The sequence below is a fragment of the Stenotrophomonas rhizophila genome (assembly GCF_020857975.1).
GTDB lineage: Bacteria > Pseudomonadota > Gammaproteobacteria > Xanthomonadales > Xanthomonadaceae > Stenotrophomonas > Stenotrophomonas rhizophila_C.
The window spans coordinates 124,021-137,520 of the sequence record NZ_JACWUO010000002.1 but is presented as its reverse complement, the minus strand read 5'-3'; the positions used below and the strand labels follow the sequence as shown (position 1 = coordinate 137,520).

Here is a 13,500-nt window from a genome sequence, read left to right as displayed (position 1 = left end):
TCCGCAACTACACCATGAACTTCGGTCCCCAGCATCCGGCCGCGCACGGTGTGCTGCGCCTGATCCTGGAAATGGACGGCGAAACCATCATGCGTGCCGACCCGCACGTGGGCCTGCTGCACCGTGGTACCGAAAAGCTGGCCGAGTCCAAGCCGTTCAACCAGTCGATCGGCTACATGGACCGCCTGGATTACGTGTCGATGATGTGCAACGAGCACGCCTATGTGCGCGCGATCGAAACCCTGATGGGAATCGAGGCGCCCGAGCGTGCGCAGTACATCCGCACCATGTTCGACGAAATCACCCGCATCCTGAACCACCTGATGTGGCTGGGTTCCAACGCGCTCGACCTGGGCGCGATGGCGGTCATGCTGTATGCCTTCCGCGAGCGCGAAGAGCTGATGGACTGCTATGAAGCGGTCTCCGGCGCGCGCATGCACGCGGCGTACTACCGCCCGGGCGGCGTCTACCGCGACCTGCCCGACCGCATGCCCAAGTACAAGGAATCGCGCTGGCACAAGGGCAAGGCCCTGAAGAACCTCAACGCCTCGCGCGAAGGTTCGCTGCTGGACTTCCTGGAGAACTTCACCGTCGAGTTCCCCAAGCGCGTGGACGAATACGAAACCCTGCTGACCGACAACCGGATCTGGAAGCAGCGTACCGTCGGCATCGGCGTGGTCACCCCCGAACTGGCGCACGCCTGGGGCATGACCGGGGTGATGCTGCGCGGCTCGGGCATCGCCTGGGACCTGCGCAAGAAGCAGCCGTACGCCAAGTACGACACGGTCCAGTTCGACATCCCGCTGGGCAAGGAAGGCGACTGCTACGACCGCTACCTGTGCCGCGTGGCCGAGATGCGCGAATCCAACCGCATCATCAAGCAATGCGTCACATGGCTGAAGGCCAACCCCGGCCCGGTCATGGTCAAGAACTTCAAGGTCGCCCCGCCCAGCCGCGAGGACATGAAGGACGACATGGAAGCGCTGATCCATCACTTCAAGCTGTTCAGTGAAGGCTATTGCGTGCCGGCCGGCGAAACCTACGCCGCCGTCGAAGCGCCCAAGGGCGAGTTCGGCTGCTACCTGATGTCCGATGGCGCCAACAAGCCGTTCCGCGTGCACCTGCGCGCGCCGGGCTTTGCCCATCTGTCCTCGATCGACTCGATCGTGCGCGGGCACATGCTCGCCGACGTGGTGGCGATGATCGGCACCTACGACCTGGTGTTCGGCGAGGTGGACCGGTGACCGCAACCGCATGCACGATGCCTGACACCCGCCGGCTGCTGCCGGCGCTGCAGGTTCTGTTTTTCAACGATTTCGTATTCGCTGAGGTCGGCCGATGAAGGCGACAGGTAATTTCGAGGCGGCGCGCGACGTCGACCCGATGGTGGTCTTGAACGACAAGACCCGTGCGCATATCGATCATTGGCTGGCCAAGTTCCCGCCCGATCGCAAGCGTTCGGCCGTGTTGCAGGGCCTGCACGCCGCGCAGGAACAGAACGCAGGCTGGCTGACCGACGAGCTGATCGCCGGCGTCGCCAAGTACCTGGACCTGCCGCCGGTGTGGGCCTACGAGGTGGCCAGCTTCTACTCGATGTTCGAACTGGAAAAGGTCGGCCGCCACAACGTGGCCTTCTGCACCAACATCAGCTGCTGGTTGAACGGTGCCGAGGACCTGGTCGCGCACGCCGAGAAGAAGCTCGGCTGCAAGACCGGCCAGTCCACCGCCGATGGCCGCATCTACCTCAAGCGTGAAGAAGAATGCCTGGCCGGTTGCGCCGGTGCGCCGATGATGGTCATCAATGGCCATTACCACGAGCGCCTGACCGTCGAAAAAGTCGACGAGCTGCTGGACGGGTTGGAGTAAGACATGGCACATCATCACGCACCCACTGGCCCGGTCGGTCCTGCGCCGCTGCCGCACCAGGTGGTCTACACCACCTTGCACTACGACACCCCGTGGTCGTACGAAAGCTACCTCAAGACCGGTGGCTATGCCGCCCTGCGCAAGATCATCGAAGAGAAGATCTCGCCGGAGCAGGTCATCGAGATGGTCAAGCAGTCCAATCTGCGCGGCCGTGGCGGCGCGGGCTTCCCGACCGGCCTGAAGTGGTCCTTCATGCCCAAGGGCACCATGCAGAAGTACATCCTGTGCAACTCGGATGAATCCGAGCCGGGTACCTGCAAGGACCGCGACATCCTGCGCTACAACCCGCATTCGGTGGTCGAAGGCATGGCGATCGCCTGCTACGCCACCGGCAGCACCGTGGGCTACAACTACCTGCGTGGCGAGTTCCACCACGAGCCGTTCGAGAACTTCGAGCAGGCGCTGGCCGACGCGTACGCGAACGGCTGGCTGGGCAAGGACATCCTCGGCAGCGGCGTGGACATCGACATCTACGGTGCGCTGGGCGCCGGCGCGTACATCTGCGGCGAAGAAACCGCGCTGATGGAATCGCTGGAAGGCAAGAAGGGCCAGCCGCGCTACAAGCCGCCGTTCCCGGCCAATTTCGGCCTGTACGGCAAGCCCAGCACGATCAACAACACCGAGACCTATGCCTCGGTGCCGGCGATCATCCGCAACGGCCCGGAATGGTTCCAGGGCCTGAGCCTGACCAAGAACGGCGGCCCGAAGATCTTCTCGGTGTCCGGTTGCGTGCAGAAGGGCGGCAACTTCGAAGTGCCGCTGGGCACCACCTTCGACGAGCTGCTGGAAATGGCCGGCGGCCTCAAGCCGGGCCGCACCCTCAAGGGCGCGGTGCCGGGCGGTGTGTCGATGCCGGTGCTGAAGGCCGAGGAACTCAAGGGCCTGCAGATGGACTACGACACCCTGCGTGCGCTGGGCACCGGCCTGGGGTCGGGCGCCATCGTGGTGCTCGACGACAGCGTGTGCTGCGTCAAGTTCGCCTGCCGCATCAGCCAGTTCTTCCACAAGGAATCCTGCGGGCAGTGCACCCCGTGCCGCGAAGGCACCGGCTGGATGCACCGCGTGCTGGAGCGCATCGTCGCCGGCAAGGCCACGATGGAAGACCTGCACCAGTTGAAAGCGGTGGCCGGCCAGATCGAAGGCCACACCATCTGCGCGTTCGGTGAAGCGGCGGCATGGCCCATCCAGGGCTTCCTGCGCCAGTTCTGGGACGAATTCGAGTACTACATCGTCAACGGTCATTCGATGGTTGACGGCAAGAAGGTGGAGGCAGCCGCCGCATGAGCGCGCAACCCAACAACCCGGGCGTGGCACCGGTCGTCGTACCCGACGGCCACGTGACCGTCGAGATCGACGGCCAGTCGCTGGTCGTGCCCAAGGGCTCGATGATCATCCAGGCCGCCGACAAGGCCGGCATTCCGATCCCGCGCTTCTGCTACCACGAGAAGCTGCCGATCGCGGCCAACTGCCGCATGTGCCTGGTCGACGTGGAAAAGTCGCCCAAGCCCGCGCCGGCCTGCGCCACGCCGGTGATGGACGGCATGAAGGTCGCCACCCGCAGTGAAAAGGCGCTCAAGTACCAGCGCTCGGTGATGGAATTCCTGCTGATCAACCATCCGCTGGATTGCCCGATCTGCGATCAGGGCGGCGAGTGCGAACTGCAGGATGTCTCGCTGGGCTATGGCCGTTCGGTCAGCCGCTTCAACGAGCGCAAGCGCGTGGTGCCCGACGAGGACATCGGCCCGCTGGTGGCCACCGAGATGACCCGCTGCATCCAGTGCACCCGTTGCGTGCGCTTCACCGCCGACGTGGCCGGTACCTATGAACTGGGTGGCATGTATCGCGGCGAGAACCTGCAGATCGGCACCTACGACGGCAAGCCGCTGACCACCGAGCTGTCCGGCAACGTCGTCGACGTCTGCCCGGTCGGCGCGCTGACCAACAAGGTGTTCCAGTTCCGCGCCCGTCCGTGGGAACTGACCGCACGCGAGTCGCTGGGTTACCACGACGCGATGGGCTCCAACCTGTTCCTGCACGTGCGCCGCGGCGAAGTGCTGCGCGCGGTGCCGCGCGACAACGAGTCGGTCAACGAATGCTGGCTGTCCGACCGCGACCGCTATTCGCACCAGGGCCTGTACAGCGAAGACCGCGCGGTCAAGCCGCTGCGCAAGGTCAACGGCGAGTGGAAGGAAGTGAGCTGGGCCGAAGGCCTGGCCGCTGCCAAGGAGATCTTCGCTGCGAACCAGGGCGACGACCTCGGCGTGCTGGTACACCCGTCGGCCTCCAACGAGGAGGGCGCGCTGCTGGCCCGTCTTGCTGCCGGCCTGGGCACCACCAACATCGATCACCGCATCAACAACCGCGACTTCTCCGACGCCGCCACCGCCGAAGTCTTCGGCCTGCCGCTGGCCGAGATCGAAGGCGCGGACAGCATCGTCGTGTTCGGCAGCAACATCCGCCACGAGCTGCCGCTGCTGCACGCCCGCCTGCGCAAGGCGCAGACCACGGGCAACGCGAAGATCCATGCGGTCAACCCGGTCGATTTCGATTTCGCCTTCAAGCTGGCCAGCAAGCAGATCGTGGCCCCGTCGGCCTTCATCGAGGCGCTGGGCAGCGTGGCACTGCGCGAGGCGGTGACCGCCTCGGCCGGCAATGCCGTGCTGATCGTCGGTGGCATCGCCGAAAACCACCCGCAGGCTGCCGCGATCCGCGCCGCTGCGCGTGATTTCGCCGCCGCCACCGGTGCCAAGCTGTGCCGCATCCCGCAGGGCGCCAATGCCGTGGGCCTGGCCCGCGCCGGCGTGCTGCCGGCCGGCAAGGACGTCAATGCGATGCTGGCCCAGCCGCGCAAGGCTTACGTGCTGTACGGCATCGAGCCGGGCCTGGACTTCGCCGATGCCGCTGCGGCGCGCAAGGCGCTGGCCGGCGCCCAGGTGGTGGCCTTCAGCCAGTTCGCCTGCGCCTCCACCCGCGATGTCGCCGACCTGATCCTGCCGATCGGCGCGCTGCCGGAAGTGGATGCCACCCTGACCAACCTCGATGGCCGCGAACAGTCGGCCCGTGCCGGCGGCAAGCTGCCGGGCGAGGCGCGTGAAGGCTGGCGCGTGCTGCGTGCACTGGGCGGCGAGATGTCGCTGGCCGGTTTCGAGTTCACCGACCTGGCCGGCCTGCGCGCCAGCCTGGCCCCGGTCAGCGTCGCCGTCTCCTCCTCGGCGGCAACGGCGGTGGCGGGCGAGGGCCTGGAAGTGGCCTCGACCGCGGCGATCTACCGCACCGATGCGGTGGTCCGTCGCGCCCAGGCGCTGCAGTCGCATCCGCTCAACAACGCCCCGCGCATCGTGCTCAACAGCGCCGATGCCGCTCGCCTGCAGTTGGCCGAAGGGCAGATGGCCAAGGTCGGCACCGATGCCGGCCGCGCCACCTTGCCGGTGGTGGTCGATGCCCGCGTCGCCGCGGGTGCCGTCTGGATTGAATCGGGCCACGGCGCAACCGCGCCGCTGGGCGCCGCACGCGTAACGGTGGTGGCCGCATGAACGAATTGCTGTTGAACGCAGTCGACCCGCTGCACCAGTGGCTGCTGTCACTGGGCGACATCGGCGCGCTGCTGTGGATCATCCTGAAGATCCTGGTGATCGCCATGCCGGTGATCATTTCGGTGGCCTTCTACGTGGTCTGGGAGCGCAAGCTGATCGGCTGGATGCATGTGCGTCATGGCCCGATGTACGTGGGCATGGGCATCTTCCAGGCCTTCGCCGACGTCTTCAAACTGCTGTTCAAGGAAATCATCCAGCCGGCCAGCTCGCACAAGGCGATGTTCATCCTTGCGCCGCTGATCACCCTGGGGCCGGCCTTCGCGGCCTGGTCGGTGATTCCCTTCGACGCGAAGATCGTGTTGTCCAACGCCAACGCCGGCCTGCTCTACCTGCTGGCGATGACCTCGCTGGGCGTGTACGGCATCATCCTGGCCGGTTGGGCGTCCAACTCCAAGTACGCCTTCCTGGGTGCGATGCGCGCCTCGGCGCAGATGATCAGCTACGAAATCGCCATGGGCTTTGCCCTGGTCGGCGTGATGATCGCCTCGGGCAGCCTCAACCTGAGCAGCATCGTGATGGCCCAGGCCGGCAACGCCGGTCTGTTCGACTGGTTCCTGCTGCCGCTGTTCCCGCTGTTCATCGTGTACTGGGTGTCCGGCGTGGCCGAAACCAACCGCGCCCCGTTCGACGTGGTGGAAGGCGAATCGGAAATCGTCGCCGGCCACATGGTCGAATATTCCGGCGGTGCATTCGCGCTGTTCTTCCTGGCCGAATACGCCAACATGATCCTGATTAGCTTCCTGATCTCGATCTTCTTCCTCGGCGGCTGGCTGAGCCCGATCCAGGGCTGGATCACGGCGGACATCTCGCCGTGGATCGACTGGATCTGGAAGGGCGGCTGGCCGTGGCTGCTGCTGAAGGTGTTCTTCTTCGCCAGCTCCTACATCTGGTTCCGTGCCAGCTTCCCGCGCTTCCGCTACGACCAGATCATGCGTCTGGGCTGGAAGGTCTTCATCCCGCTCACCATCTTGTGGATTGCAGTGACGGCGTTGATGGTGTTTTACGGCGTGATCCAGAAGGGCGTCTAAGTGATGAATCGAATTACCCATTACTTCAAAAGCCTGTTGCTGCTTGAGCTGCTCGGGGGCCTGTGGCTGACCCTCAAGTACGCCTTCAAGCCGAAGTACACGATGATGTACCCGATGGAGAAGTTCCCGCAGTCGCCGCGTTTCCGCGGCCTGCATGCGCTTCGCCGCTACCCCAACGGCGAGGAACGCTGCATCGCATGCAAATTGTGCGAAGCGGTGTGCCCGGCGCTGGCGATCACCATCGATTCGGCCAAGCGCGAGGACGGCAGCCGCCGTACCACCCGTTACGACATCGATCTGTTCAAGTGCATCTTCTGCGGCTTCTGCGAAGAAAGCTGCCCGGTGGACTCGATCGTCGAGACCCACATCCTCGAGTACCACTTCGAGAATCGTGGCGAGAACATCGTTACCAAGCCGCAGCTGCTGGCCATCGGTGATCGGCTTGAAGCCGAAATCGCCGAGCGTCGTGCCGCCGATGCCGCTTACCGCTGAGGTTGAATGATGGATTGGGTAAATATCAGTTTCTGGGTCTTCTCCATCGTGGCGGGCATCTCCGCCGCGGCGGTGATCAGCGTGCGCAACCCGGTATATGCCGTGTTGTGCCTGATCCTGACCTTCTTCTCCGTGGCCTGCATCTGGATCCTGGTCGGCGCCGAGTTCCTGGGCGTGGCCCTGGTGCTGGTCTACGTCGGCGCGGTGATGGTGCTGTTCCTGTTCGTGGTGATGATGCTGGACATCGACGCCTCCAACCTGCGTGAAGGCTGGGTGCGCTACCTGCCGATCGGCCTGGTGGTGGCCATCACCATGCTGGTGCAGATGCTGGTGCTGATCGGGGTGAAGGGCAGGGCGGTCAATCCGTTCCCGGCCGACAACGCCGCCGCGCTGGCCGCCGACAGCTCCAACATCACCTGGCTGGCCCGCAGCCTGTTCACCGAATACCTGCTGCCGTTCGAGTTCGCCGCCGTCATCCTGACCGTGGCCGTGGTGGCCGCGGTGATGCTGACCCTGCGCCGCCGCACCGGCCTGAAGACCCAGAACCCGACCGAGCAGACCATGGTCAAGTCGGCCGACCGCCTGCGCGTGGTCCAGATGGACGTCGAGAAGCCGCTGGTGCACACCGCTACCAAGCCGTCCAGCGACGGGGAGGCCACGCCATGATTTCCCTTGGCCATATTCTGGCGCTGGGCGCGCTGCTGTTCTGCATCAGCCTCGCCGGCATCTTCCTCAACCGCAAGAACATCATCGTGCTGCTGATGTCCATCGAGTTGATGCTGCTGTCGGTGAACATCAATTTCGTCGGGTTCTCGCGTGAGCTGGGTGATACGGCCGGACAGCTGTTCGTCTTCTTCATCCTGACCGTGGCCGCAGCCGAGGCCGCCATCGGCCTTGCGATCCTGGTAACCCTGTTCCGTACCCGCCGCACCATCAATGTCGGCGAAGTCGACTCGCTGAAGGGCTGATCCGTAGATGGAAATCACTCTCTCCAAGAGTCTGCTGATCGCAGTGGTGCTTGCACCGCTGTTCGGCAGCATCATCGCCGGCCTGTTCGGCCGGCAGGTCGGTCGCATCGGCGCACAGACGGTCACCCTGCTTGGCGTGGCCGCCAGCTGCATCATGTCCAGCTACGTGCTGTACATGCTGCTGTGGGGTGGCGCGCAGCCGTACAACGAGAACATCTATACGTTCTTCGAAGTCGGCCAGTACTCGGCCCACGTCGGCTTCATGATCGACAAGCTGACCGCGATGATGATGGTCGTGGTCACCTTCGTGTCGTTCCTGGTGCACGTGTACACCATCGGCTACATGCAGGATGACCCGGGCTACCAGCGGTTCTTCAGCTACATCTCGCTGTTCACCTTCTCCATGCTCACCCTGGTGATGAGCAACAACTTCCTGCAGCTGTTCTTCGGCTGGGAAGCGGTGGGCCTGGTGTCGTACCTGCTGATCGGCTTCTGGTTCAAGCGCCCGACCGCGATCTTCGCCAACATGAAGGCGTTCCTGGTCAACCGCGTCGGCGACTTCGGCTTCATTCTCGGTATCGCCGGGGTGCTGTGGGTGTTCGGTACGCTGGACTACGCCACCGTGTTCGCCAATGCCCCGATCCTGGCCCACCCCGACGCGCAGCTGCAGATCTGGTCGGGCACGATCAACCTGTTCGGCGGCTCCTTCGAGGTGCTGAGCGAGCCGGTGATCTGGTCGATCGCCACGGTCATCTGCATCTGCCTGTTCATCGGCGCGATGGGCAAGTCGGCCCAGGTGCCGCTGCACGTCTGGCTGCCGGACTCGATGGAAGGCCCGACCCCGATCTCGGCGCTGATCCACGCCGCGACCATGGTCACCGCGGGCATCTTCATGGTCACCCGCATGTCGCCGCTGTTCGAGCTGTCGCAGACCGCGCTGAACTTCGTGCTGTTCATCGGTGCCACCACCGCGTTCTTCACCGGTCTGATCGGCATCGTGCAGAACGACATCAAGCGCGTCGTCGCGTACTCCACGCTGTCCCAGCTGGGCTACATGACCGTGGCGCTGGGCGTGTCGGCCTATTCGGCCGCCGTGTTCCACCTGATGACCCACGCCTTCTTCAAGGCGCTGCTGTTCCTCGGTGCCGGCTCGGTCATCATCGCGATGCACCACGAGCAGGACATGCGCAAGATGGGCGGCCTGCGCAAGTACATGCCGATCACCTTCGTCACCATGTGGATCGGTACGCTGGCCCTGGTCGGGACGCCGTTCTTCTCCGGCTTCTATTCCAAGGACACCATCATCGAGGCCGCGCAGCACCACGCGCACGTGTCCTCGAGCTGGGTGGCGACCTACGGGTACTGGGCGGTGCTGGGTGGCGTGGTGGTCACCAGCTTCTACAGCTTCCGCCTGCTGTTCCTGACCTTCCATGGCAAGGAACGCTTCCGCGACGCGCATGACGATCACGCGCACGATGACCATCATGCCGCCGACGCGCATGCCGCCGATGCCCACCACGGCGACGCGCAGCATGACGATCATGGCCACGGCCATGGCGCGCACGAGCCGCACGAAACCCCGTGGGTGGTCACCCTGCCGCTGATCCTGCTGGCGATCCCCTCGGTGGTCATCGGCTTCTTCAGCATCGGTCCGATGCTGTACGGCACCGACTGGGCCGGCCACCATGCCGACGCCGCCATCCCGGGCCAGGTGCATTCGTTCTTCACCGGCATCGTTGATTTCTACGACCCGGCGCGCAACACCATCGGTGCGCTGGCCGAAGAGTTCCACGGCCCGGTTGCCTTCGCCATCCACGGCATGATGGCTCCGGCCTTCATCCTGACGGTGGTCGGCTTCCTGCTGGCGGTGCTGTTCTACCTGTGGAAGCCGGAACTGGCAGGCAAGGCCCGCAAGGCCTTCGCGCCGCTGGTATCGGTGCTGGAGAACAAGTACGGCTTCGACAAGCTCTGGATCGGCGGTTTCGCCGGTGGCGGCATCAAGCTCGGCAAGGTTTCGCGCGCGATCGACAGCAATATCGTCGATGGTGTGGTGGTCAACGGTTCGGCGCGCCTGATCGATCTGGCGGCCAACCTGCTGCGTCGCACCCAATCCGGTTTCCTCTATCACTACGCCTTCGCGATGATCATCGGCCTGATTGCCCTCCTGGGCGTCCTGATGCATTACCTGCGTTGATGACCTGTACGGAATAAGAAGACGTGTCGAACTGGCCCCTACTTAGCATTCTCATCTGGCTGCCGATCCTCGGCGGTGCCTTGATCCTTGCGATCCGTGACGCCCAAACCGCCCGCTGGGCGTCGCTGGGCGTGGCGGTGCTGACCTTCGCGGCCAGCCTGCTGCTGCTCAGCGGCTACGACGTGGGCAACGATGCACTGCAGTTCGTCGAGACCCGCGCCTGGATCCCGGCCTACGACATCGGCTACAACCTTGGCGTGGACGGCATCGCCATCGCGCTGATCCTGCTGACCACGCTGGTCTCGGTACTGGCGCTGATCGGCGCCTGGAGCGCGATCGACAAGCGGGTCAACCAGTACGTGGCCGCCTTCCTGATCCTGGAAGGCGTCACCGTGGGCATCTTCGCCGCAACCGACGCGATGTTGTTCTACGTGTTCTTCGAAGCGATGCTGATCCCGATGTTCCTGATCATCGGCGTGTGGGGCGGCCCGCGCCGCATCTACGCGGCATTGAAGTTCTTCCTGTACACCTTCCTCGGCTCGGTGCTGATGCTGGTGGCCCTGATCTACCTGTACCTGAAGGGCGGCAGCTTCCAGCTGGCCGACCTGTACCAGCTGCAGCTGACCGGCCAGGAACAGACCTGGATCTTCTTCGCCTTCCTGATCGCCTTCGCGGTCAAGGTGCCGATGTTCCCGGTGCATACCTGGTTGCCCGACGCCCACGTCGAGGCGCCGACCGCCGGTTCGGTGATCCTGGCCGCCATCGCGCTGAAGATCGGTGGCTACGGCTTCCTGCGCTTCAACCTGCCGATCGTGCCGGACGCCTCGCACGAGTGGGCCTGGCTGGTGATCGCGCTGTCGCTGATCGCGGTGATCTATGTCGGCCTGGTCGCCCTGGTGCAGGACGACATGAAGAAGCTGATCGCCTATTCGTCGATCGCGCACATGGGCTTTGTCACCCTGGGTACCTTCATCGCGCTGTGGCTGGTGCGTGATGCGCAGAGCGCCGATGCGGCCCGCCTGGGCCTGCAGGGTGCGATGGTGCAGATGGTCTCGCACGGCTTCGTGTCCGGCGCGATGTTCTCCTGCGTCGGCGTGCTCTACGACCGCATGCACAGCCGCCGGATCGCCGATTACGGCGGCGTAGTCAACGTGATGCCGTGGTTTGCCACCTTCGCCATGCTGTTCTTCATGGCCAATGCCGGCCTGCCGGGTACCAGCGGTTTCGTCGGTGAGTTCATGATCATCATGGCCAGCTTCCAGCGTAATCCGTGGCTGGCACTGGCGGCGGCGAGCACCCTGGTGATTACCGCGGCGTATACGCTGTGGCTGTACAAGCGCGTGTTCTTCGGTGAAGTGGCCAACGCCCATGTCGCCGAACTGAAGGACATCAACGGTCGCGAATGGTTGGTGCTGGGTGTATTTGCCGTGGGCACGCTTGCCCTGGGCCTGTACCCCAAGCCGCTGACCGACCTGATGGAGCCCTCGATCGCGAAGCTGGCGATGCAGATTGCATCCAGCAAGCTGCTGTAATCGGGCCGTCGAGAGTATTGATTCCAGGATTTGATGATGACCACCTCGCCGCTGTTGCCACTGACCGCCGCTGACCTGCCGCCGCTCGCTCCCGAGCTGGTGCTGATCGCCAGTGCGTTCACCCTGTTGATCCTCGATCTGTTCATCAGCAAAGAGAACAAGATCTGGACCCATCTGTTGTCGGTCGCCGCGCTGGCTGCCGTGCTCTTCATGCTTGCCACCGGAGTGGGCGGGCAGGGGGAGGTGTTCCATGGCATGTTCGTCCGCGATACCGCGGCCGATGTGATGAAAACCGTGGTGGTGCTGTGCAGCGGCCTGACCCTGGTCTACGGCTGGAGCTACCTGCGCGAGCGCGATCTGTACCAGGGCGAGATCCCGGTGCTGATCCTGTTCGGCACCGCCGGCATGATGATCCTGGTCTCGGCCGGCAGCCTGCTGATGGTCTACCTGGGCCTGGAACTGCTGGCGCTGTGCTCCTACGCGCTGGTGGCCAGCAACCGCGACAACGGCCTGGCCACCGAGGCGGCGATGAAGTACATCGTGCTTGGCTCGCTGGCCTCGGGCCTGCTGCTGTACGGCATGTCGCTGATCTACGGCGCCACCGGCACGCTGCACCTGGACGCGATCCATGCGGCGATCCCGCATACCGAAGAGAAGGTGTTGCTGCTGACCGGCGCGGTGTTCATGATCGCCGGCGTGGCCTTCAAGCTCGGTGCCGCGCCGTTCCACATGTGGCTGCCCGACGTCTACCAGGGCGCTCCGGCACCGGTGGCGCTGTTCATCAGCTCGGCGCCCAAGCTGGCCGCCTTCGGCATGGCCTACCGCCTGCTGGAAGTGGGCGTGGGCCCGCTGTCGCCGGAATGGAAGTACCTGATCGGCGGCCTGGCGGCGCTGTCGCTGGTGATCGGCAACCTGATGGCGATCGCGCAGAGCAACCTCAAGCGCATGCTGGCCTACTCCACGGTCTCGCACATCGGCTTCCTGCTGATGGGCATCGCCGGTGGCGGCGAGCGCGGCTATGCGGCGGCGCTGTTCTACGCCCTGAGCTACGCGATCATGTCCACCGCGGCCTTCGGTGCGATCATCGCGCTGTCGCGCAACGGCTTTGAAGCCGAGAAGATCGAAGACTTCAAGGGCCTCAATGCGCGCAACCCGTGGATGGCCGGCCTGGTGCTGTGCATCATGGCGTCGATGGCGGGCATTCCGCCGTTCCTGGGCTTCTGGACCAAGCTGGCCGTACTCGGCGCGGCGATCAACGGCGGCATGCTGTGGCTGGCGCTGCTGGGCGTGCTCTGCGCGGTGGTCGGTTGCTTCTACTACCTGCGCGTGATCAAGGTCATGTACTTCGATGAGCCGGTGGGCGAACCGCTGCCGGCCAACAACGACCGCGTGCTGGGCGTAGTGCTGGGCGTGAATGCCCTTGCGCTGCTGGCGCTGGGCCTGGCCTGGAACCCGATCATGGTGTGGTGCCAGCAGGCATTTGCACATCTTGCGTAAAAAACGATACAAAACTGCGCAATTAGTGTAATATTCGTTTCCTGAGTTGTTGATGCAGCGGTTTCGCCAGAATATCGTTGCGGTAGGTACCAGCCGCTGGTTGGTACGCCAACTCATCCGCTTCTGCTGCGGGGTGGAGCAGTCTGGCAGCTCGTCGGGCTCATAACCCGAAGGTCGCAGGTTCAAATCCTGCCCCCGCTACCATATTGACCCGGTGCAAACCGGGTGCAGTGGACGAATCAGGCGATCCCGGCAACGGGGTCGCCTTTT

11 protein-coding genes and 1 tRNA gene are annotated in these 13,500 nt (G+C 64.3%); all 12 read left to right on the top strand.

What is annotated here, in order from left to right:
- The first annotated feature begins 14 nt into the window (after positions 1 to 14).
- The 12 genes from IC535_RS02580 to IC535_RS02525 all read left to right on the top strand — a co-directional run bounded on the left by IC535_RS02580 (position 15) and on the right by IC535_RS02525 (position 13,434).
- Entirely contained in the window at positions 15 to 1,244 is a 1,230-nt protein-coding gene (locus IC535_RS02580; protein WP_228884515.1) for an NADH-quinone oxidoreductase subunit D, read from the top strand.
- Positions 1,245 to 1,338: 94 nt separating this feature from the next.
- The gene (gene nuoE, locus IC535_RS02575) at positions 1,339 to 1,866 is read left to right on the top strand and encodes an NADH-quinone oxidoreductase subunit NuoE (protein ID WP_121038421.1); all 528 of its coding nucleotides are present in this window, start codon (positions 1,339 to 1,341) and stop codon (positions 1,864 to 1,866) included.
- Positions 1,867 to 1,869: 3 nt separating this feature from the next.
- Positions 1,870 to 3,210, top strand: a complete 1,341-nt coding sequence (gene nuoF, locus IC535_RS02570; protein WP_228884381.1) for an NADH-quinone oxidoreductase subunit NuoF — start codon at positions 1,870 to 1,872, stop codon at positions 3,208 to 3,210.
- On the top strand, positions 3,207 to 5,459 hold the full coding sequence (gene nuoG, locus IC535_RS02565; RefSeq protein ID WP_228884382.1) for an NADH-quinone oxidoreductase subunit NuoG: 2,253 nt from the start codon (positions 3,207 to 3,209) through the stop codon (positions 5,457 to 5,459). The genes nuoF and nuoG overlap by 4 nt, the downstream gene beginning before the upstream one ends.
- Positions 5,456 to 6,547, top strand: coding sequence for an NADH-quinone oxidoreductase subunit NuoH (nuoH, locus tag IC535_RS02560; RefSeq protein ID WP_228884383.1), 1,092 nt, complete (start codon positions 5,456 to 5,458; stop codon positions 6,545 to 6,547). The genes nuoG and nuoH overlap by 4 nt, the downstream gene beginning before the upstream one ends.
- 3 nt (positions 6,548 to 6,550) lie before the next feature.
- A complete protein-coding gene (nuoI, locus tag IC535_RS02555; protein ID WP_228884384.1) occupies positions 6,551 to 7,039 on the top strand; it encodes an NADH-quinone oxidoreductase subunit NuoI in 489 nt (162 codons plus the stop codon).
- 6 nt (positions 7,040 to 7,045) lie between these two features.
- A complete protein-coding gene (locus tag IC535_RS02550) occupies positions 7,046 to 7,705 on the top strand; it encodes an NADH-quinone oxidoreductase subunit J (protein WP_228884385.1) in 660 nt (219 codons plus the stop codon).
- A complete protein-coding gene (gene nuoK / locus IC535_RS02545; RefSeq protein ID WP_228884386.1) occupies positions 7,702 to 8,007 on the top strand; it encodes an NADH-quinone oxidoreductase subunit NuoK in 306 nt (101 codons plus the stop codon). The genes IC535_RS02550 and nuoK overlap by 4 nt, the downstream gene beginning before the upstream one ends.
- 7 nt (positions 8,008 to 8,014) lie before the next feature.
- Positions 8,015 to 10,201 carry an NADH-quinone oxidoreductase subunit L gene (gene nuoL, locus IC535_RS02540; protein ID WP_228884387.1) on the top strand — a complete coding sequence of 729 codons (2,187 nt, stop codon included), beginning with the start codon at positions 8,015 to 8,017 and terminating at the stop codon, positions 10,199 to 10,201.
- A 23-nt stretch (positions 10,202 to 10,224) separates the two neighbouring features.
- The gene (locus tag IC535_RS02535) at positions 10,225 to 11,733 is read left to right on the top strand and encodes an NADH-quinone oxidoreductase subunit M (RefSeq protein ID WP_228884388.1); all 1,509 of its coding nucleotides are present in this window, start codon (positions 10,225 to 10,227) and stop codon (positions 11,731 to 11,733) included.
- A gap of 36 nt (positions 11,734 to 11,769) precedes the next feature.
- Positions 11,770 to 13,230 carry an NADH-quinone oxidoreductase subunit NuoN gene (gene nuoN, locus IC535_RS02530; RefSeq protein WP_228884389.1) on the top strand — a complete coding sequence of 487 codons (1,461 nt, stop codon included), beginning with the start codon at positions 11,770 to 11,772 and terminating at the stop codon, positions 13,228 to 13,230.
- A gap of 127 nt (positions 13,231 to 13,357) precedes the next feature.
- Positions 13,358 to 13,434: transfer RNA gene (locus IC535_RS02525), tRNA-Met, on the top strand.
- The last annotated feature ends 66 nt before the right edge of the window (positions 13,435 to 13,500 follow it).

Excerpts from the sequence above, each read along its gene's own strand:
- IC535_RS02550 (WP_228884385.1), top strand. The coding sequence starts at position 7,046 with ATGATGGATTGGGTAAATATCAGTTTCTGGGTCTTCTCCATCGTGGCG.
- IC535_RS02580 (WP_228884515.1), top strand. The coding sequence starts at position 15 with ATGAACTTCGGTCCCCAGCATCCGGCCGCGCACGGTGTGCTGCGCCTG.
- nuoN (WP_228884389.1), top strand. The coding sequence starts at position 11,770 with ATGACCACCTCGCCGCTGTTGCCACTGACCGCCGCTGACCTGCCGCCG.
- nuoK (WP_228884386.1), top strand. The coding sequence starts at position 7,702 with ATGATTTCCCTTGGCCATATTCTGGCGCTGGGCGCGCTGCTGTTCTGC.
- nuoF (WP_228884381.1), top strand. The coding sequence starts at position 1,870 with ATGGCACATCATCACGCACCCACTGGCCCGGTCGGTCCTGCGCCGCTG.
- nuoG (WP_228884382.1), top strand. The coding sequence starts at position 3,207 with ATGAGCGCGCAACCCAACAACCCGGGCGTGGCACCGGTCGTCGTACCC.
- nuoH (WP_228884383.1), top strand. The coding sequence starts at position 5,456 with ATGAACGAATTGCTGTTGAACGCAGTCGACCCGCTGCACCAGTGGCTG.
- nuoE (WP_121038421.1), top strand. The coding sequence starts at position 1,339 with ATGAAGGCGACAGGTAATTTCGAGGCGGCGCGCGACGTCGACCCGATG.
- nuoI (WP_228884384.1), top strand. The coding sequence starts at position 6,551 with ATGAATCGAATTACCCATTACTTCAAAAGCCTGTTGCTGCTTGAGCTG.
- nuoL (WP_228884387.1), top strand. The coding sequence starts at position 8,015 with ATGGAAATCACTCTCTCCAAGAGTCTGCTGATCGCAGTGGTGCTTGCA.